This is a genomic window from Dietzia sp. JS16-p6b, from assembly GCF_003052165.1.
Classification (GTDB): domain Bacteria; phylum Actinomycetota; class Actinomycetes; order Mycobacteriales; family Mycobacteriaceae; genus Dietzia.
This window is the reverse complement of record NZ_CP024869.1, coordinates 1-19,455: the sequence shown is the minus strand read 5'-3', so window position 1 is coordinate 19,455 and position 19,455 is coordinate 1. Positions and strand designations below refer to the sequence as shown.

Below are 19,455 nucleotides of genomic sequence, written 5' to 3'. Positions count from 1 at the left end.
ATCAGGAACAATGGACCGCATGCCGCCCCGCCCGTCGACACGTGACCAACGCTCCTCCGGGGACTCCCGGGGGGGGCGTTGGTCGCCCCGCCTCACCGTCTTCGACGCCATGCACCAGCTGCTGGAGTCCCGCGACTGGTCAGCCGTGACCATGTCGGACGTGGCCAAAGCCGCGGGACTGAGCCGGCAGACGCTCTACAGCACCTTCGGCAACCGTCAGGGACTGGCGCAGGCGTATGCGCTCCAGTTGTCGGAGAAGTTCGCCGGTGAGATCCGGGACTCGATCATCAGGCACCCCGGGCAGATCGAGCTCGCCCTGAGTGAGGGGATCAACGGGTTCCTGCGGTCCAGCAGCCGGGATCCGCTGATCCGGGCGCTCGTGACCGGTGACATCAAGCCGGACCTACTGCGTCTGATCACCACCGAGGCCGGGCCGCTCATCGAGCGTGCGACGGAGGTGCTCATGCCGGCGCTGTCGGAGAGCTGGATGCGGATCGAGGCGAGCCAGGCCCGGTTGGCCGCGTCGATCATCGCCCGGATCGGCATCAGTTTCATCTCGCTCCCGCCCGAGGACCCGGACCAGTTGGCCTCGGGCCTGACCGAGGTGATCGCCCCCTACCTACAGAAGGTCGTCCAGGTCGACGTCCAGCAGTAACGGTCCGATCAGGCTCCGTCCCCCACCGTCGACCGCTGATCCGGTCGACCCGGGACCGCGACGCTCGCCTCGAGGAAGAGACCACGGGCCTCCACGCACAACCGCTCCCCCGCGTGGATGGTCGCCTTGGTCCAGGTCTTGCGGCCGTCCACCTCGTCCACCCACGAGCGGAACGTCAGGGGCTTCAGTAGCGGGGTGGGTGAGCGGTAGTCGATCTCGTAGTGGGCGGTCATGCCGTACCGGCCTCCCCAGTGGTTCGCGAACCCCATCATGTGGTCGATGATGAGGGCGCTGATACCGCCGTGAACGCACCCCGGGGGGCCCTGATAGGCCAGTCCGAGCGTGACCTCGGCCGTCACCGAACCGTCATCACACGCGGAGAACCGCACCGGTGGGGCGATCGGGTTCTCCGGCCCGCCGACGGGATTCGCCCTGCGGGAACCGGCGCCCGTCCACATCGTCTCCAGTCGGCGGGCGGGCTCCGGGACGCGCGACTCCAGGAGGTCCGCCACCCCGGCCAACCGGTCGGCGATGTCGTCCAACCGGACTTCCGAGTGGGCCAGTCCGGAGATCGCCTCGCGCAGTCTGCGCAGCTCCACCACCGTGCGATCCAGATCGGGATCCGGGGTGGGGAGGTCGGGGACGGGAACGGGATCGAAGGTCTCCCCCAGCCGCTCCCGCATGCTGCTGAGCTGGAAGTCGTCCACGCCCTCGATTCTCGGGAGGGGACCGCGACCGACTTCGGGACTGTCGTTGTTCTGGGCCATACTCTGAAGACTATGTCGACACCCGTCAGAAAAGGACAGTTCGATCCTTCCGCGTACGGTCCCTGGGCTCTGGTCGTGGGCGGCAGCGAGGGGGTGGGGGCCGAGATCGCCCTCCGCCTGGCCGAGGCCGGGATCTCCTCCGTGCTGGTCGCCCGTCGGACCGGACCCCTGTCAGAGACCGCCGGCGAGGTCCGCGCCAGGGGCGTGGAGTGCCGTGAGCTCTCGGTCGACCTCACCGAACCGGGTGCCACTGACGCGATCGCCGCCGCCTGCGACGGCCTCGACGTGGGGCTGGTGGTTCTCAACGCGGGCGCCAACACCTACGGGGCGGAGTTCGCCGAGTCGGACATGGACCGCGTTCAACAGGTGATCGACCTCAACATCACCTCGCCGCTGCGGATCATCCGCCACTTCGCGCCCAGGCTCCGGGACCGCGGTCGGGGCGGCATCGTGGTGATGGGGTCGATGGCCGGTTACCTCGGGCACGCCGACATGAGCATCTACTCGGCCGCCAAGGCGTTCAGCCGGGTCTTCGTGGAGGGCCTCTGGCTGGAGATGCGCGACCACGGTGTGGACGTGGTCGAGGTGATCCTCGGCGTGACCCGCACCCCGGCCATGATCCGCGCCGGTCTGGACATGGACCTGCCGGGCATGACCGTGAGCGAGCCCGCCGAGGTCGCCGAGGAGGTGCTCGAGTCGATCGGCCGGGGGCCGGTCCACGTCTGCGGAGGGCAGGGCAATCGCGCGGGTGTCGAGTTCAGCTCCGGGGTGGATCGCGGCCGGATCGTGGCCGGGGCGCACAAGCGGATGAAGGCACTGCGCGGGGAGAGCTGACCCCCGCCCGGCTCAGCCCTCGACCGGCCGGTCCCGCTGCGCGTCCGAGATGCCCCTGGGTTCGATGAACAACGCCTCGGCACGCGCGCACAGCGTCTCGCCGGTGTACAGGGTGGCTCTGGACCAGATCTTGCGGCCCTCCACCCGCTCCTGGCGCGCCTCGAACCTCAGGGGTGCATCGAGCGGTGTCGGCGAGGTGTAGATCACCCGGAGGTCGGCGGTCATCCCCACGCTCTTGGCGGCGGCGTTGGCCAGGCCCAGCATCTCGTCGAAGATCAGCGCGACGATCCCGCCGTGCACGCAGCCGGGCGGGCCCTGGTACTCGATGCCCAGTCGCAGATCCGCCCGCACGGTGGCGTCGGGCAACACCATCGGCTCCAACGGAGGGGAGACCGGGTTGCGGCTGCCGATGGCGGGGTTCGAGGCCAGATGCTCGGGGACCCCCCAGGTCACATAGTCCGACGGCCGCACCATGGTGCCGACCGCCTCGAGATGGTCGGCGAGCTCCCGCACCGTCGTGACGGCGTCGTGGACGTCGTCGAAGCGCGACCCCGCCACCAGACCCCGCACCCGGCGCAACTCGCGGGCCAGGTCGGTGGCGCCGGTTGCGTCGTCATCCCAGGGCAGGAACGGGACACCCCTCCCGTCGCCCGGAGCGGTGCCGGTGGTTCCGGGGAGGGGATCGGTGGCGGAGGCATCGGTGGTCACGACAATCGAATCTACTCCGTACTCCCCCGGGCGCCGGGGTCGCCCGCCGCGGGATACCCACCGGCCCCGTGGCCTCGCCGCCCGGGCGATCGGTCACCTACCGGTTCCCTGCGCCGCCCCGCGCCCGGCGCGGCGGCCGAAGAAGGACCCGTCGCCCAGGGAGGTCCCGGAGATGTACCCCTCGCCGTGCAGCCCGTGGGTGCACCGGCCGGCGGCGAACAGACCGGGGATCGCCTCACCCGCCCGGTCCAGGACCCTGGACTGCAGATCCGTGTGGAGCCCGCCCAGGGTGAAGCCCTGCGCCTTGAGGGGGAGGCCGTTGAAGGAGTCCGGCCCCCCGGCCCCGGTGGGATAGGCGCCGAACGGCGGCTCGAGCGGTCGGACCCAGCGCGCGCTCTTGCCGAACTGGGGATCCTCGCCGTTCCGGGCGCCGGCGTTGTATCTGCGCAGGGTGTCGGCCAGCGCCTCCGCCGGAAGCCCGCAGTCCGCGGCGAGCTCCTCGATGGTCTCCGCGGCGTGCATGGGCTGCATCCCCCACAGTTCGCTCTCCGGGACGTCCTCGATGCCCTTCTCGTCGATGATCACCCACACCGGGGGCCGGCGGTGGTGCACGGCGGCGTGGCAGTACAGGCCCGGGTAGACCTCCTCGTTGATGAAGCGCTGGCCGTCGCCGTCGACGAGCATCGCCCCCACCGCCAGGCGGGGGATGATGAGCATCGCCGTCTCGGTCTGGTGCATCCGGCGCACGGCGGCACCCACGTCCATGCCCATCTCGATCCCCGAGCCGTCGTCGCGGCCGTCGGACACCTTGTCCTTGCCGACCTGCTGCGGCGCCCACTGTTCGAGCATGCGGTCGTTGTCGACGAACCCGCCGGTCGCCAGGACAACCCCGCCGGTGGCGCGGTACTCCCGCTCCTCGCCGAACTCCGTCGCCCGCACGCCGACGACCCGTCCGTCGTCCATGATCAACGCTCGAGCCCTGACGTCGCAGTGCAGTGTCACCCCGGCCTTCTGCGCGGTGGCCACCAAAGCATCCATCAGCACGTTCCCGGCGAAGTTCGGGGCGGGTGGGCGGTGACCACGGGCCGCCGGGCGCGCGATCGAGGCGTAGGGTTCGGCTCGCTCACCCATCCACATCAGGCCCGAGTCGTCGCCCGGCATCCACGTGGGGGTGTCCCACAGCTTGGGGTTGAAGACCGCACCGTGGGCCACCAGCCAGTCGTGGTGCTCGACCGCACCCGCGCAGTAGTCGGCGATCTTGGCCTCGTCCGCGTTCGGACCGAGTGCGGCGGTGAGGAAGGCGCGCATGTCCTCCTCGGAGTCCTCCACGCCGAGCGCCCGCTGGGTGGCGGTGCCCCCGCCCAGGTAGACCTCGCCGCCCGACTGGGAGGACGATCCCCCCGGGCCGGAGGCGCCCTCCAGCACGATGACCGACGACCCGGCCTCCGCGGCCTCGATCGCAGCACACGCGCCCGCGATGCCCATTCCCACCACCACCACGTCCGCCGAGTGCACGGTCGGACGGGTGTCTGAACTCTTGTCCGTCATGCGCCACACTCTACGTGTAACGTGTTCCAGTTCGTGCATTACTGTCGGGTTCATGACCCCGGCTCGCGACCCCGACCGTCTGGACGCACTCGAGGCGAGGCTCGGTGCGACCGAGTCCGCTCTCGCCACGATCCGCGACGAACTGGCCCGGGCCACGGACGAACTCGCGATCCTCAGACTCGTCGCCGACTACTCCCCCAGGGTCGACTCCGGGGACGCCGAGGGGGTCGCCGAGCTCTGGGCCGCCGACGGGGTCTACGACGTGGACACCGGCGTGCTCGAGGGCCACACGGACCTCGCGGGGATGGTGCGCGGTGACGCCCACCAGGGTTTGATCGCCCATGGTTGTGGCCACGTGCCCGGCCTGCCGGTGGTCCTCCTCGACGGCGACCGGGCGGTGGCGACCGGGTACACCCAGTTGGTGGTCCGTTCCTCCCGGCCGGGGCGCTACACGGTGACGCGGGTGACGGCGAACAGATGGGAACTCGAGCGTCTCGGTCCGGTGGACGCGTCCGACCGTGGCTGGCGAGTGGTGCTGCGGACCGCCCGGGCGGTCACCGAGGACGGAGAGGGCAGACGCCTGCTCGGCAGATCCCGCGAGGGGTAGCGTGAGACCCATGATCCGCCGACGACCCGCGGTCCCCGACCCCACCCTCCGCGCGGGACGGCTCGCCCTGCTCACCACGTGCGCGGCCCATCTGGGTTTCCAGTCGATGGTCACCTCGGTCGTCTACCCGACGCTGTTCGAGGGCCCGACGCTGGGGATCGGCGAACGCCAGGCCGAACACGCCCGCCGGATCGCCCCGGTGGCCCTGACCCTGTACGCCTCCGGGCTGGGTGCCGCCGCCTGGGCCGCCTACGGATCAGTCCGGTCGCCCGGCCGCGACGGGCTGACCGCCACCGTCGTCGCGTGCCTCACCACCGTCGCCGTGCCGGCCCTCACCGCCGGGGTCGTCCCGCTGCACATGGGGATCGCCCAGGAGCAGGTCACCCGGCACCGCATCCAGACGTTGCTGGCCTCCGACCGGATCCGCACCGGCCTGGCCGCGATCGGGGTGGCGGCCGCCGCCCAGTCACTGAGCAGCTGACTGTCACCGCCGCTGACGGTCACCCCGCCGCTGACGGTCCACTCCCCCGGCCTGGTGGCCGCATCCGGGCCGCCGCCAGCAGAGCACCGACCGCGATCACCGAGACCACCGCCGACATCATGTGGAAGGCGGTGGTGAGGCCGACGACCTCGGCCAGGAGTGCCGCGACGACGGCGGGCACCCCCAGCGACAGGTAGGCCACGACGAACAGGGCGGAGAAGACCTCTCCCCGCGAGCTGGCGGGGGCGTTCTGCGCGACGAGCGACGTGCCCATGAGGAACAGCAACCCCATGCCCACTCCCGCGACCGCCGAACCCACCACGAGCCCGGGCACCGACGCCGCCGCGAGCGCCAGTGAGGCCGCCGCCAACCCCGCGACGAGCGCCACGCCGCCGATGACCACTCCCCTGCGCCACTGTCCCTGACCCGCACGAAGGTTCCACACCAACTGGGCCAGCGCGGCGGCGGCCTGCAGGCAGGCCACCACCAGGCCGGTCACCAGGTAGTCCGATCGGCCGACGAGGCCCTTGGCGATCGCCCCGCCCAGACCGAGGAAGACCCCGCCCACGGACCACGAGGCGATCACACACACCGCGGCGAGGGCGAAGGCCGGACGAGCCGCGGCGGGCACCGCGACCCGTTGGAGCCGCACCGCGTCCCGGAGGGTCTGAGGGCCGGCGCCCGATGTCTCGGGCACCAGGAACACCACCCCGGCGAGCAGAGCGGCCAGTGCGGCGCCCATCACCACGTACGGGTGGACGAGGGGCGACGACGACGCGGTGGCCACCACGCCGGACAGCAGCACGCCGGCCGCGATCCCGAAATTGGTCGTGGAACTACTGGTGAGCGCACCGACGCGGGCGTTCCTGTCCGGATGCAGTTCGATGATCGCCGCCGCCGCCGATCCGGTGACCAACCCGACGCCCAGGCCCTATACCACCCGCGCGGCGATCAGCCAGGCCACCGAGGGTGCGGCGGCGAGCCCGGCCATGCTCAACACCAGCAGCACCAGACCGGTGATCACCACGGGCCGACGACCGATCGCGTCCGACAGTCGCCCCAACAGCAGTAGTGGCACCAGGACGGCCAGTGCGTAGACCGCGTAGACGACCGTGATCATCGTCCCGCCGGTCCCCCACGCCTGCTGGTAGTCGACGTACAGGGGTGACGGCGTCGCGCTCGACATCAGCGCCGCGGTCACGACGAGCGCCATCAGGACGAACGGTGTCCACGAGCGGGGTGTGCTGTCCACGGGCGGTCCTGGGGTCGGGTCCACCACGACCGGAGTCCACACCGGGGCGCACCGGGAGTGGAGTGGAGGGGCGGGAGAGGAGGGAGTGGAGCCTAGGGGATTCGAACCCCTGACATCTGCCTTGCAAAGGCAGCGCTCTACCAACTGAGCTAAGGCCCCGTTCCGCAAAGCGTGAACGCCGGACCGCGGCGGGCGATCCGGCGTCTGCCGTGCGGGGGTGGGCCTAGGAGGACTTGAACCTCCGACCTCCAAATTATCAGTTTGGCGCTCTAACCACCTGAGCTATAGGCCCTCGTACCGAAGCGTTAATCTACCCGACGCCCTCGCCGCCGCCCAAATCGGCGGGTCGGCGCCGGTGGCGGGGTCTCACACCGGACCGCGTCTCAGTACCGACGGTCCCCCAGTGTCACCTGGACCCCACCACCGGTCAGCCCGGCGGCGAGGTTGTAGATGAACACGGCGAGGGTGGCGAGGACGGACAGCAACAGGACGTTGAGCAGACCCACGCCTCCGCTGTAGAGGAAGATCGTCGACGGCCCGATGGCGGCGGCCGATTCGTCACCCGCGACCCCGGAGAGCAGCCCACCGAGCCGGTCCCACACCCCCATGCCGGAGAGCAGCAGGTAGGTGACCCCGATCGCCACCATCCACACCAGGTACAGCGCGAACATCAGCCCGAGCACGGTGGTGAACGCCGACCACGGGTCGATGCGTCGCAGGACGAGCACCGATTCCATGGGGCCGCGTCGCTCAGTCGGCGGGACCATGGGGGCGGCGCGGCCGGCCGCGCCGCCCGAGTGGGCGGTCGCCACGCCACCGGGCAGCCCCTCCGCGCGGTGCTGGGTCGCGGCGGGGAACGACGCGGTCGCGCCCGCGTCGTCGGGGGCGGTCTCCCCGACGGGGGCCTCCGACCCGGTCGGGTATCCGGCCGACCCGCCGAAGCCCGGCGCAGGGGTGGAACCCTTGGGTGCCGGGCCGCTCCCGGGTCCGTCGCTCGGCTCGGTCATCGCCCTCTACTCCTTCTCGGACGCGGCATCGCGCCGGTCGTCGTCGTCGGGCTCGTCGGCGTTGCGGGCGATCGCCAGCAGCGCGTCGTTCTCCGCCAGGTTCATCAGACGCACGCCCTTGGTCTGACGGCCCGCCTTGCGGACCTGTTTGGCGAACGTTCGGATCACGCCACCACTGGAGGTGATGGCGTAGAGCTCGTCCTGCAACTCCACGATCGTCGCACCCACGAGCTTGCCGCGCTTGGGATCGAACATGAGCGTGAGCACGCCCTTTCCGCCCCGGCCCTGGGCCGCGTACTCGGCGAGCGCGGTGCGCTTGGAGTACCCGCGCTCGGTGGCCACCAGGAGGAAGAGCTGGTTCTCGTCCATCTCCGAGCGGACGACCGACATGCTCAACAGCGCGTCGCCGTCATTGAACCGCATCCCCATGACACCGGACGTGGCCCGTCCCATGGGACGGAGCGTGTCGTCGTTGGCGTGGAAGCGGATCGACTGACCCTTCTCGGAAACCAGGAGGAGGTCGTCCTCGGGGCCGGCGAGCGCCGCACCCACGAGTTCGTCACCGTCACGGAGGTTGACGGCGATGAGGCCGCCCGACCGCGGGGAGTCGTAGTCCTCGAGACGCGACTTCTTGACCAGGCCGTTGCGGGTGGCCAGCACGAGGTACGGAGCGTCCTGGTAGCCCTTGATCCGGATGACCCCGGCGATCCGCTCCTCCGGCTGGAACGCCAGGAGATTGGCCACGTGCTGTCCCCGCGCGGTGCGGCTGGCCTCCGGGAGCTCGTAGGCCTTGACCCGGTAGACCCGGCCCTTGGTGGTGAAGAACAGCAGCCAGTCGTGGGTGGAGGAGACGAAGAAGTGCCGGACGATGTCGTCCTGCTTGAGCTCCGCGCCGCGCACACCCTTGCCGCCACGCTTCTGGGCGCGGTAGAGGTCCGTGCGGGTCCGCTTGGCGTACCCGGTCTCGGTGATGGTGACGACGACGTCCTCGCGGGCGATCAGGTCCTCGTCGGTGACGTCGCCGTCGGCGGGGATGATCACCGTGCGGCGGTCATCGCCGTACTTCTCGACGATCTCGCGCAGCTCGTCGCCGACGATGGCGCGCTGACGCTCCGGGCGGGCGAGGATGTCCTTGTAGTCGGCGATCTCCAGCTCGATGGCGGCGAGCTGGTCGACGATCTTCTGCCTCTCCAGAGCCGCGAGACGACGCAGCTGCATGTCGAGGATGGCCTGGGCCTGGTCGTCGTCGATGTCGAGGAGGTCCTTGAGGCCCTCCCGCGCGATGTCGACGGTCTGTGATCGACGGATCAGCGCGATGACCTCGTCGAGCGCGTCGAGTGCCTTGACCAGTCCGCGCAGGATGTGGGCGCGTCGCTCGGCCTCGTCCAACAGATACTGGGTGCGCCGGACGATGACCTCGATCTGGTGCGCGACGTACAGGCGAACCAGCTGGTGGATCGGGAGCGTCCGCGGCACACCGTCGACGATCGACAGCATGTTGGCGCCGAACGAGGTCTGCAGCTGTGAGTGCTTGTACAGGTTGTTCAGCACGACCTTGGCGACGGCGTCACGCTTGAGCGTGATGACGATCCGCAGACCCACACGGTCGGACGACTCGTCGTCGATCTTCGAGATGCCGGCGATCTTGCCGTCGCGCAGCTGCTCGGCGATCGACAGGATCATGTTGTCCGGGTTGACCTCGTAGGGCAGCTCGGTGATCACGATGATGGTGCGGTTGCCGTCCTCCTCGATGGAGGTCTTGCCGCGCATCCGGATCGACCCTCGTCCGGTGGTGTAGGCGTCCTTGATGCCCTGGTCGCCGACGATGAACCCGTGGGTCGGGAAGTCGGGTCCCTTGATGAATCCCATGCAGGCGTCGAGCGCCTCCTCGTCCCCGGCGTCCGGGTTCTCCAGAACCCAGTAGACGGCCTCGGCGACCTCACGGAGGTTGTGCGGCGGAATCTTGGTGGCCATCCCCACCGCGATGCCACTGGATCCGTTGATCAGCAGGTTCGGGACCCTGGACGGCAGGACCGCCGGCTCCGTGGTCTTGCCGTCGTAGTTGGGCTGGAAGTCGACCGTGTTCTTGTCGATGTCCCGCACCATCTCCATGGCGAGCGGGGTCATCTTGCACTCTGTGTAGCGCATCGCGGCCGCGCCGTCGTTGCCGCGCGAACCGAAATTGCCCTGGCCGTCGACCATCGGGTAGCGCATCGCCCAGGGCTGGGCGAGCCGGACCAGGGTGTCGTAGATCGCCGAGTCACCGTGGGGGTGGTAGTTACCCATGGTGTCGGCGACGGGCTTCGCGGATTTGACGTAGCTGCGGTCGGGCCGGTAGCCGTTGTCCCACATCGCGTAGAGGATGCGACGGTGGACGGGTTTGAGGCCGTCCCGGACGTCCGGGAGCGCCCGCCCGACGATGACGCTCATCGAGTAGTCGATGTAGCTTCTCTGCATCTCCGCCTGGATGTCGACCGGCTCGATGCGGTCGTGTCCCCCGGCGTCGGGCGGCAACGTCGTGTCCGTCATGGGCTCCTCTTCGGTTCCTCGTCGCGCTGGCTTCTCTCGCAGACGATGTCGCGGGCACACGCGTGCTCAGACGGCGGCCGTACGACCCACCCAGTCTATAGGTCCTGCGGAAACGGGCTCGAGGGCACGCCTCGGCCACCCGATTATCACCTCGTCGTCAGGCCCACGGTCCGTGTCGTCCCTGTGTCCGGCGTCGTCTCGACGGATTTCCGCGCCCGCGCGATGTGGCGCACGTAACATTTCCGTCATGTCGCCAGTCCTCAGTGAACCCGGTCTCCGCACTCGTCGTCTCGTGGCGGTGGCAGGAGCCGCGGTCTTCGCGCTCGTCAGCGGCGTCCTCGCGACCGCTGGCGCGCAACCCTCGACACCGGTGAGCGCGAACCGGGACAGCGTCCAGTTCGACCGACCGGGTGGCTTCTACGACACCCGGGGCCTCCCCGTCGGCGCCCCGGGAGAGGTCTTGAGAGCCGAGTCCTCCGGACTCCCCCTGGCCGTGTCCCTGCCGGGGCTCCCCGAGGTGCCCTCGCCGCTGCCCGCTCGCGCCCAGCGGATCGTGTACCAGTCCGCAGACGTCGACGGACGACCGGTCGCCACCTCGGGTGCACTGTACGACTCGACCGCACCGTGGAACGGTCCCGGCCCACGGCCCACCATCGTGATCGGTCCCGGCACGCAGGGTCAGGGCGATGCGTGTGCTCCGTCCCGGCATCTCGAGACCGCGCTCGGCGTGAACCCGCAGACCGGGGGCGCGGTGCCCTCGTACGAGCAGGCGTTCGCGCTGGTCCTGGCCGCCCAGGGCTTCCGGGTGATGGTGATCGACTACATCGGCCTCGGTACTCCAGGCGTCCACACCTATTCCGACCGGGTGGAACAGGCGCATGCCATGCTGGACGGCGCCCGGGCCGCACGCGCTCTGAGCGGGGACGCTCCGGTGGTGTTCTGGGGCCACTCCCAGGGTGGAGGTGCCTCCGCGGCCGCTGCGGAACTCGCACCCGTGTACGCCCCGGACGTCGACCTGCGGGCCGCCTACGCCTCCGCTCCCCCGGCGGATCTGCTAGCTGTGCTCGACCATATCGACGGGTCCACGCTCACCGGCGCGATCGGGTACGCCATCAACGGGATGTCCCAGCGCTTTCCCGCCGTCCGGGAGGTGGTCGACCGCCAGGTCAACGACGCCGGGCGGGTCGCGCTCGCAGACATCGCGGGTCTGTGCACCCTCGACCTGCGCTCCGCGTACGGCATGCGTACCACTCACGAATGGACACACTCGGGCCGCAGCCTCGGAGAGCTGATCCGCTCCGAGCCCGAGGCGCTGCGGGTCCTCGATCATCAGCGGATCGGCCGACTCCGGCCGGACGTCCCGGTGATGGTGGCCGGGGGGGTCCACGACGACATCATCCCGCTTCGGCAGGTCGAGCAGCTCGCCCGCGACTGGTGCGAACAGGGAGCGGCCGTGCACTTCCGCTATGAGACGACCCCGCCCGTCGCCGGCGTCACGCACGCCGCGGCGGCCGTGACCAACTTCCCGGCAGCCCTGGATTTCGTCACCCGCCGGCTGGCAGGTGAGCTCGCCCCGAACGACTGCGGGAGCCTGTGACGCAGGGGATCAGACGTCGAGGAAGCGGACGTCGCGAGCGTTGCGGGTGATGAAGTTGCGACGCGCGTCGACGTCCTCGCCCATGAGGATCGAGAACAGTTCGTCGGCGGCGGCGGCGTCCTCGAGGGTGACCAGGCGGAGCGTACGGACCGTCGGATCCATGGTCGTCTCCCACAGTTCCTTGGGGTTCATCTCACCGAGACCCTTGTAGCGCTGGATCCCGTCCTCCACGTTGATCTTGCGCTTCTTCTCCAGGCCGATCTTCAGGAGCTCGTCGCGCTCCCGGTCCGAGTACGCGAAATCCGGCTCGCCCTTACCCCACTTGAGCTTGTACAGGGGCGGCTGCGCCAGATAGACGTTTCCGTTCTCCACCAGTGGCCTCATGAAGCGGAACAGCAGGGTGAGCAGAAGCGTGGAGATGTGTTGACCGTCGACGTCGGCGTCGGCCATCAGCACGATCTTGTGATAGCGCAGCTTCTCGAGGTCGAACTCCTCGTGGATACCCGTACCCAGGGCTGTGATGATGGCCTGGACCTCGGTGTTCTTGAGGACCTTGTCGATCCGGGATTTCTCGACGTTGATGATCTTCCCGCGCAGCGGCAGGATCGCCTGGAACATCGAATCCCGACCCGACTTGGCCGAGCCCCCGGCGGAGTCACCCTCCACGATGTACAACTCGGATTTCGCCGGGTCCTTCGACCGACAGTCGGCCAGCTTTCCGGGGAGCCCCCCGATGTCGGTCGCCGACTTCCGGCGGACCATCTCACGGGCCTTGCGCGCGGCGACGCGGGCCTGGCTCGAGGCGATGCCCTTGTTGACGATCACCCTGGCCTCGGCGGGGTTGGCCTCGAACCAGTGACCGACGTGTTCTGCGACCTGCCGCTGAACGAAACCCTTGACCTCGGTGTTGCCCAACTTCGTCTTGGTCTGCCCCTCGAACTGCGGGTCGGAGATCTTGGCCGAGATGACTGCGGCGAGACCCTCGCGGATGTCGTCCCCCGTGAGATTGGGGTCCTTTTCCTTGAGCAGTTTCTTGTCGCGCGCGTACTTGTTCACCAGCGAGGTCAGCGCAGCGCGGAAGCCCTCTTCGTGGGTTCCGCCCTCGTGGGTGTTGATCGTGTTGGCGAAGGTGTGGACCGATTCCGAGTACCCGGAGTTCCACTGCATCGCGACCTCGACCTCGTGGCCCGTGCCCTTGCCCTCGAAGTAGAGGATCGTCGGGTGGATCGCGGTCTTGGACTTGTTGATCGCCGTGACGTAGTCCTTGAGGCCCTCGGGGTAGTGGAAGGTGCGCTTGCGCTCGCGAACCTTGGCCGCGTCGGGGGCCTCGGTGGTCTGGGTCTCGGACCGTTCGGCCGCGTCGGCGGCGTCGGCGGCGTCGGTTGCCCCCTCGACGAACGCCTTCTCCGCGTCCACCGCGTGCTCGAGGTCCGACCCCTCGTCGGAACCGGGCGCGGAATCGGATCCACGACCTTCGCTGTCCGCGATGGCGTCGAGTTCGGCGGCCTGCTCCGCGCGTGACCGTCGATCGGTCAACGTGATGGTCAGACCCTTGTTGAGGAACGCCATCTCCTGGAGACGTCGGGCGACCACGTCGAAGTCGTACTCGGTGGTCTCGAAGATCGATGCGTCCGCCCAGAAGCGGACGCGGGTCCCGGTCCCCTCCGCGGGGCCGGCGTCCACGAGCTCCTCGGGCTCCGCCATGTTGAAGTCCTGCTGCCACAGGCGTCCGTCACGCTTGATCTGTACCTCGACCCGCGTGGACAGAGCGTTGACCACCGAGATTCCCACACCGTGGAGTCCACCGGAGACCGCGTAGGAGTCGGAATCGAACTTGCCGCCGGCGTGCAGCTGGGTCATCACGACCTGCACGGTGGGCATGCCCTGTTCGTGCATCTCGACGGGGATGCCGCGCCCGTCGTCGATCACCTCGACGCCGCCGTCCTCGAGCAGGGTGACCTTGACGCCCGTCGCGTGACCGGCCATGGCCTCGTCGATCGAGTTGTCGACCACCTCCCAGATCAGGTGGTGCAGACCGCGGGGCCCGGTCGAGCCGATGTACATGCCCGGACGCAGCCGGACGGCCTCGAGTCCTTCGAGAACGGTGATCGACGACGCACCGTAGTCGTTCGCGCCCTGCGTGCTGGCCTTGCTCTTGGCGTCCGCCACGTGCGAACTCCTCGCGTCTCGGGGGTCTGGGACCGGCCCAGTCTACCTGCGACAACCCTCGTGGGGTCCCCGGGCTCGCCAACACGCCCCGATGGACGCCCACCGGGTCCCGCCCGTCAGCCGTAGGTGTCCCGGGGTCCGCGACCGGACACGTGCAACGGGCCCTTCCGCCAACTCGGCTTGTCGGGCCCCTCGATCCTGAGGCGCCGGACGTGACCCGGCCCCATGGCCGCGGCGATCTTGCGGAGGATGTCGGCCGCCACGAGCCGGAGCTGGGTCGCCCACGCGGTGCTGGAGGCGCGGACGTACAACACACCCTCCTCCAGTCGCTCCGGGGTCGCGTGCGCGGACACGTCCTCCCCGACGATGCGGTCCCACTCCGCGAACAGCCTGCCGGTGGCGACCTTGTCGTCCCATCCCCGCCTCCTGGCGACCTGGCCGACGAGCCGCCCGAGCGGCTGGGGATCCCAGGGGTCGGCGCCCGAACCGGTCCAGCCACGTCTGCGCAGGCGCTTGCCGCCCCCTACCGGTCCGGTTCGGCCGCGCCCGATCTGCTTGCCGTCCGCCCGGGCACGACTCCGAGCCTCCTCGAGGGCCTGTCTGGCGATGTCATAACCACGTTTCGGTTCCTCAGACGGTGTTATCGGCCGCCCGGCATGGTCATCGGTCACTAGTGCACCTCACTGTCCGTCGCCGTGATAACCGAATGACGACCGGCTCCCTGGCCCGTCATCACCACGTCATGACGGGTCCCCCTCAGACCGTCCGGCACGTCGTCGCCGACCGCCGCCGTCACCAGGACCTGTTCCACCCCGGTCGCGGCCTCGGCGAGAGCTGCTCGACGATGCCGGTCGAGTTCCGCGAACACGTCGTCGAGGAGCAACACGGGTTCGACCCCGTCCGCGCGGAACAACTCCAGTGACCCGAGGCGCAGCGCCAGGGCGAACGACCACGTCTCGCCGTGGCTCGCGAAGCCCTTGGCCGGTTCGTCGCCCAGGGACAGGACCACCTCGTCCCGGTGCGGCCCGACGAGCGACATCCCCCGGTCGATCTCGTCCTGACGCCGGCGGCCCAACTCGGAGAGCAGAACCGCTTCGACGAGTTCCGGATCGGCGAGCTCGGCCTCGTCCGGTGGGGTGGCGACGCGGAACCGGTAGGCCAGGTCCGCCGGTCGGGACTCCGGAGCCAATCGCCGGTAGGCGTCGGCGACCAGCGGCCGTAGTTCGGCGAGCAGGGCGATCCGCCCCGCGACGATCCTCGCACCGAGGTGGGCGAGGCGGCCGTCCCACACGTCGAGGGTCTCGAGCGCCGCGTCCGCGCCCTCTCCCCTCCCGCGGCGCAGGACGCCGGAGGCGGACTTGAGCAGGGCGGAGCGCTGCCGGAGCACCGAGGAGTACTCGGTGAGGACACCCCCGTGGGCGGGCCGACGCTGGACCTGGAGCTCATCGAGCAGCTTCCGCCGCTCGGCGGGCTCCCCCCGGACCAGTGCCAGGTCCTCGGGTGCGAACAGCACGGACTGCACCACGCCGAGGATGTCCCCGAGGCGGCGGCACGGCGAGGTGTTGAGCCGCGCGCGATTCGCTCTTCCGGAGTTGAGTGCCAGCTCGACGGTGAGTTCACGCCCGGCGTTGTGCGCGAGCGCGGCGATCATGGCCGTCTCCGCACCGGTCCGGATCATCGGAGCCTCGGTGGGCACCCGGTGGGATCTCAGGGTCGAGAGCACGCCCACGGCTTCGAGGACGTTGGTCTTCCCGTGCCCGTTGCGCCCCACCAGTGTGGTGACCCCCGGGTGCAGCTCCAGCTCGAGCAGCGGCCACGAGCGGAAGTCCAGAAGCCTGAGATGACGCAGGTGCATACCGGCGGTGTCGCGACAGCGCGGTCAGCCCGGCAGACGGACCGGCATGAGCAGATACGTGTGGTCCGACTCGACGGGCGCGATGGAACCGTCGGCCTCCGGGGAGGGCAGGGCCTCGGGCGCGGGCCGAAGGACCGCGGGCCGGCTGGCCTGGGTGAATCCGAACGCGACCCGGGCCGAATGCATGCTGCCGAGCCCGTCGAGCAGGTAACCGGGGTTGAACGCGATGGTCAGGGGCTCACCGAGGAAGTCGACCGGGAGGGTCTCGGAAGCCTGAGCCGCGTCGTCGCCGCCCGCGGAGAGTGCGACCTCCCCGTCCGAGAACGCCATCCGGACCTGCACTCCCCGGTCCGCCACCAGGGCGACTCGCTTGATGGCCTGGACCAGGTCGTCGACCTGGACGAGGGCCATCGAGGTGTGTTGGGTGGGCAGGAGTTGGCGCACTTTGGGGAACTCGGCGTCGAGCAACCGGGTCGTGGTGCGCTGGCCGGACACCAGGACGCCCATGATGCCGTCCGCGCCCACCTCGGAACCCGCGCCCAGGCTCAGATCGACTCGCCCTCCCTGACCGGCTGACCGGGTCACGTCGGACAGGGTCTTGGCCGGGATCAGCACCTCGACCGACACGTCCTCGCGAGCGGGTTCCCATTCGAGATCCCGGATCGCGAGGCGGAACCGGTCGGTGGCGATGAGGGTGACACGAGGCCCCTCGATCTCCATCCGGATGCCGGTGAGCATCGGGAGCGTGTCGTCCTTGCCCGCCGCGACCGCGACCTGGGCCACCGCCTCGGAGAACGCGTCGACCGCGGCCGAGCCGGTGACCCCGGGCATCGCCGGGAGCTGCGGGTAGTCCTCGACGGGCATCGTGGGCAGGGTGAACTTGGCGGAGCCACAGGTGATGTACATCTTCTGCGCACTCACCGTCACCTCGACTGGACGGTCGGGAAGGGCCCGCGCGATGTCGGCCAGCAACCGGCCGGACACGAGGGTGCTGCCCGGTTCGGAGACCTCCGCCGGGACCGACACCTGTGCGGAGGTCTCGTAGTCGAATCCGGAGATCGTCAGACCGGAGTCCGCCTCGAGGAGCACGCCACCGAGAATCGGCACGGACGGTCGGGACGGGAGGGTCCGCGCGACCCAGGCCACCGAATCGGCGAAGTCCTCGCGGGTGACGCGGAACGTCGGATCCGTGATCTCCATCGGTGACCTCTTTCTGGGCGGGGTGCACGCCGCCGGCATCCGGACGGCGGGCCTGTTCGCGGCGGTGGCAACTGTGTTCGCTGGTGTCGTTGACTGGCGTCCGACGGGGTCCGGCGGATCATCTCCATGAGAGTAACCGCTCGCACCGACGGTGGACACACGGACTCCTGTAACCCGGTCAAGCAGGCTCGCCGTTCCACATCCCTACTTCTTACAAGAACTCTAGAGAGAGACAAGAAGTAGTAGTAGGTCCTGTGAATTTGTGAACCGACGGCTGTCTGTGCAGGTCAGAGCCAGATCATGCATGTGGACCGATCCGGCTCATCTTGTGACTTGCCCGAGACGACAGTGGAATCACCTGTCTCGGTCCACCGTCTGTCCACCGTCGGTCCACAGAAAACCACAGGGTTGTCCACAGCTGTGAAGGGTGATGCCAGTGGTGTGAGGGGGGTCACATATGGGTATCGGTGCGCGTCGGCTCCGCCCAGCGGGTGGGGTTCTCGTTCCGGACGGCAGTGGTAGACGGACGGTCCGAGACGGCGGCGCAGCGGCCCGGACGCCGGGCTCGGGGCTGGCGGACGCGGTTCGGCGGGCAGGGGCCCGAGACGTGCCAGGAGGATGGTCGGAAGGCGGTCGGAAGGCGGTCAGAGGGACCGCGAGCGTTCCTTGATCCGGGCGGTCAGTTCCTGGATCTGGTCGTACATCCGGCGGTCGTCCTTGATCTCCTTGAGGATCTTGCGCTGGGCGTACATGACCGTGGTGTGGTCCTTACCGCCGAAGGTGACCCCGATCTTGGGCAGCGAGAGGTCGGTGAGCTCTCGGCAGAGATACATGGCGATCTGTCGGGCGCGCGAGAGGGACCGCGTCTTCGAGGTGCCGCAGAGCTCGTCGATGCTGGTCGAGAAGAACTCCGCGGTGACCGCCATGATCGTCGCTGCGGAGATCTGCAGGGAGTCGTCGTCCGAGACGACGTCGCGGAGGACGACCTCCGCCAACGGGACGTCGATATCGTGTCCGTTGAGGGAGGCGAACGCGACGACTCTGATCAACGCTCCCTCGAGCTCGCGGATGTTGCGTTGGACCCGGGTGGCGATGAGCTCCAGGACGTCCCGCGGGACGACGTAGTTCTCCGACTTGGCCTTCTTGTCGATGATCGCGATGCGCGTCTCGAGCTCTGGAGGCTGGATGTCGGTGATCAGACCCCACTCGAACCGGGTACGCAGCCTGTCCTCGAGTGGCTGGAGCTGTTTGGGGGGACGATCGGAGGAGATCACGATCTGCTTCTGCGCGTTGTGGATCGTGTTGAAGGTGTGGAAGAACTCCTCCTGCACCTGTTCCTTACCGATCAGGAACTGGATGTCGTCCACCAGGAGGATGTCCGCCTCGCGGTACCGCTTCTTGAACATGTTCTGGCGGCCGTCGCGCACGGAGTTGATGAAGTCGTTGGTGAACTCCTCCGTCGAGACGTACTTGACCTTCTGCTCGGAGTACATCCGCAGGGAGTAATGCCCGATGGCGTGGAGCAGGTGCGTCTTCCCGAGCCCCGACTCTCCCCAGATGAACAGCGGGTTGTACGCCCGTGCGGGGGCCTCGGCCACCGCGAGTGCGGCGGCGCGAGCGAACCGGTTCGAGTTGCCCTGGACGAAAGCGCTGAACGTGTATCGCTCATTGAGACCCGGGGCGGTCGCCGCTGACAGGGCCTCGTCGCGATCGCTGCCGTGCAGCAGCCGTTCCGCTGCGATCTGCTCTTCGGTCATCCGCGTGGGACGAGGGGTGGAATCGGCCTGCGCCTGCTCCGGCACCGGTCGGTGGATGTCGTCGACGTCGATCGGTGGCTCGTCGACGTCGACGTGGTTGCGCTGGCCGGCGAGCGAAGTGTCGACCTTGACCGCCAGATCGACCGGTTCTCCGAGTTGGGAGCTCAGCGCCCTGGTGATCGGTCCGCGGAGGATCGATTCGATGTTGTCCCTCGCGAACGCCGACGGGGCGGCGAGCATCGCGAATCCGTTGACCACGGCGATGGGTTGGACGAGGCGTAGCCAGGCCTGTTGCTGGCGGGACAGAGCCGGGTTGTCGTCGCTCGCCAGAGAGGGGTCGGTCAGTTTGTCGAGAACCGCGCTCCACACGTGTTCGAGATCGGGAGACACGGTGTGCGGTCTCCTCTCGTCGATGGGAAGCGGTTGCGGGGCACCGGGCGATCTGACCCGACCGGGCACCACACTCTATCCACAGGCTCCGACCCAGGT

Annotated in this window: 17 protein-coding genes and 2 tRNA genes; 5 read left to right on the top strand and 14 right to left on the bottom strand. The window is 69.1% G+C overall.

What is annotated here, in order from left to right; translation table 11 throughout:
- The first annotated feature begins 19 nt into the window (after positions 1-19).
- Positions 20-655: a TetR/AcrR family transcriptional regulator gene (locus tag CT688_RS00090; RefSeq protein ID WP_231750425.1), complete on the top strand. Its 636-nt coding sequence runs from the start codon at positions 20-22 to the stop codon at positions 653-655.
- A gap of 8 nt (positions 656-663) precedes the next feature.
- Here the strand turns inward: CT688_RS00090 and CT688_RS00085 are convergent, their stop codons facing one another.
- Complete coding sequence (locus tag CT688_RS00085; RefSeq protein WP_107755244.1) at positions 664-1,422, bottom strand: PaaI family thioesterase; 759 nt, start codon at positions 1,420-1,422, stop codon at positions 664-666.
- A gap of 12 nt (positions 1,423-1,434) precedes the next feature.
- Here CT688_RS00085 and CT688_RS00080 point away from each other — a divergent pair, with 12 nt between their 5' ends.
- The gene (locus CT688_RS00080; protein ID WP_107755243.1) at positions 1,435-2,256 is read left to right on the top strand and encodes an SDR family oxidoreductase; all 822 of its coding nucleotides are present in this window, start codon (positions 1,435-1,437) and stop codon (positions 2,254-2,256) included.
- Between the two features lie 12 nt (positions 2,257-2,268).
- Here the strand turns inward: CT688_RS00080 and CT688_RS00075 are convergent, their stop codons facing one another.
- Both CT688_RS00075 and CT688_RS00070 read right to left on the bottom strand, forming a co-directional pair.
- Positions 2,269-2,964, bottom strand: coding sequence for a PaaI family thioesterase (locus tag CT688_RS00075; protein ID WP_107755242.1), 696 nt, complete (start codon positions 2,962-2,964; stop codon positions 2,269-2,271).
- A gap of 93 nt (positions 2,965-3,057) precedes the next feature.
- On the bottom strand, positions 3,058-4,512 hold the full coding sequence (locus CT688_RS00070) for an FAD-dependent oxidoreductase (RefSeq protein ID WP_107755241.1): 1,455 nt from the start codon (positions 4,510-4,512) through the stop codon (positions 3,058-3,060).
- A gap of 52 nt (positions 4,513-4,564) precedes the next feature.
- Here CT688_RS00070 and CT688_RS00065 point away from each other — a divergent pair, with 52 nt between their 5' ends.
- Both CT688_RS00065 and CT688_RS00060 read left to right on the top strand, forming a co-directional pair.
- Positions 4,565-5,119: a nuclear transport factor 2 family protein gene (locus tag CT688_RS00065; RefSeq protein WP_107755240.1), complete on the top strand. Its 555-nt coding sequence runs from the start codon at positions 4,565-4,567 to the stop codon at positions 5,117-5,119.
- 10 nt (positions 5,120-5,129) lie between these two features.
- Positions 5,130-5,600: a hypothetical protein gene (locus tag CT688_RS00060; protein WP_107755239.1), complete on the top strand. Its 471-nt coding sequence runs from the start codon at positions 5,130-5,132 to the stop codon at positions 5,598-5,600.
- A gap of 19 nt (positions 5,601-5,619) precedes the next feature.
- Here the strand turns inward: CT688_RS00060 and CT688_RS00055 are convergent, their stop codons facing one another.
- From CT688_RS00055 to gyrA, 6 genes are all read right to left on the bottom strand, one after another.
- On the bottom strand, positions 5,620-6,516 hold the full coding sequence (locus CT688_RS00055; protein ID WP_231750424.1) for an MFS transporter: 897 nt from the start codon (positions 6,514-6,516) through the stop codon (positions 5,620-5,622).
- Positions 6,517-6,531: 15 nt separating this feature from the next.
- A complete protein-coding gene (locus CT688_RS17570) occupies positions 6,532-6,852 on the bottom strand; it encodes an MFS transporter (RefSeq protein WP_231750423.1) in 321 nt (106 codons plus the stop codon).
- Between the two features lie 86 nt (positions 6,853-6,938).
- Positions 6,939-7,011: transfer RNA gene (locus CT688_RS00050), tRNA-Ala, on the bottom strand.
- Positions 7,012-7,070: 59 nt separating this feature from the next.
- Positions 7,071-7,144: transfer RNA gene (locus CT688_RS00045), tRNA-Ile, on the bottom strand.
- 91 nt (positions 7,145-7,235) lie between these two features.
- On the bottom strand, positions 7,236-7,859 hold the full coding sequence (locus CT688_RS00040) for a DUF3566 domain-containing protein (RefSeq protein WP_107755238.1): 624 nt from the start codon (positions 7,857-7,859) through the stop codon (positions 7,236-7,238).
- Between the two features lie 6 nt (positions 7,860-7,865).
- Entirely contained in the window at positions 7,866-10,388 is a 2,523-nt protein-coding gene (gene gyrA, locus CT688_RS00035; RefSeq protein ID WP_107755237.1) for a DNA gyrase subunit A, read from the bottom strand.
- Positions 10,389-10,635: 247 nt separating this feature from the next.
- On the opposite strand from gyrA, the gene CT688_RS00030 reads away from it, so the two are divergent.
- Entirely contained in the window at positions 10,636-11,985 is a 1,350-nt protein-coding gene (locus CT688_RS00030; protein ID WP_194305359.1) for an alpha/beta fold hydrolase, read from the top strand.
- A gap of 9 nt (positions 11,986-11,994) precedes the next feature.
- On the opposite strand, the gene gyrB is transcribed toward CT688_RS00030, so the two are convergent.
- From gyrB to dnaA, 5 genes are all read right to left on the bottom strand, one after another.
- Positions 11,995-14,154 (bottom strand): DNA topoisomerase (ATP-hydrolyzing) subunit B, encoded by a 2,160-nt coding sequence (gene gyrB, locus CT688_RS00025; RefSeq protein WP_107755235.1) that lies wholly within the window; start codon positions 14,152-14,154, stop codon positions 11,995-11,997.
- Positions 14,155-14,270: 116 nt separating this feature from the next.
- Entirely contained in the window at positions 14,271-14,825 is a 555-nt protein-coding gene (locus CT688_RS00020) for a DciA family protein (protein ID WP_194860356.1), read from the bottom strand.
- The gene (recF, locus tag CT688_RS00015; RefSeq protein WP_107755234.1) at positions 14,825-16,009 is read right to left on the bottom strand and encodes a DNA replication/repair protein RecF; all 1,185 of its coding nucleotides are present in this window, start codon (positions 16,007-16,009) and stop codon (positions 14,825-14,827) included. Before recF ends, CT688_RS00020 begins: the two co-directional genes overlap by 1 nt.
- Before the next feature lie 24 nt (positions 16,010-16,033).
- Complete coding sequence (gene dnaN, locus CT688_RS00010) at positions 16,034-17,209, bottom strand: DNA polymerase III subunit beta (RefSeq protein ID WP_107755233.1); 1,176 nt, start codon at positions 17,207-17,209, stop codon at positions 16,034-16,036.
- Between the two features lie 644 nt (positions 17,210-17,853).
- A complete protein-coding gene (dnaA, locus tag CT688_RS00005) occupies positions 17,854-19,356 on the bottom strand; it encodes a chromosomal replication initiator protein DnaA (RefSeq protein WP_107755232.1) in 1,503 nt (500 codons plus the stop codon).
- Positions 19,357-19,455: the final 99 nt, after the last annotated feature.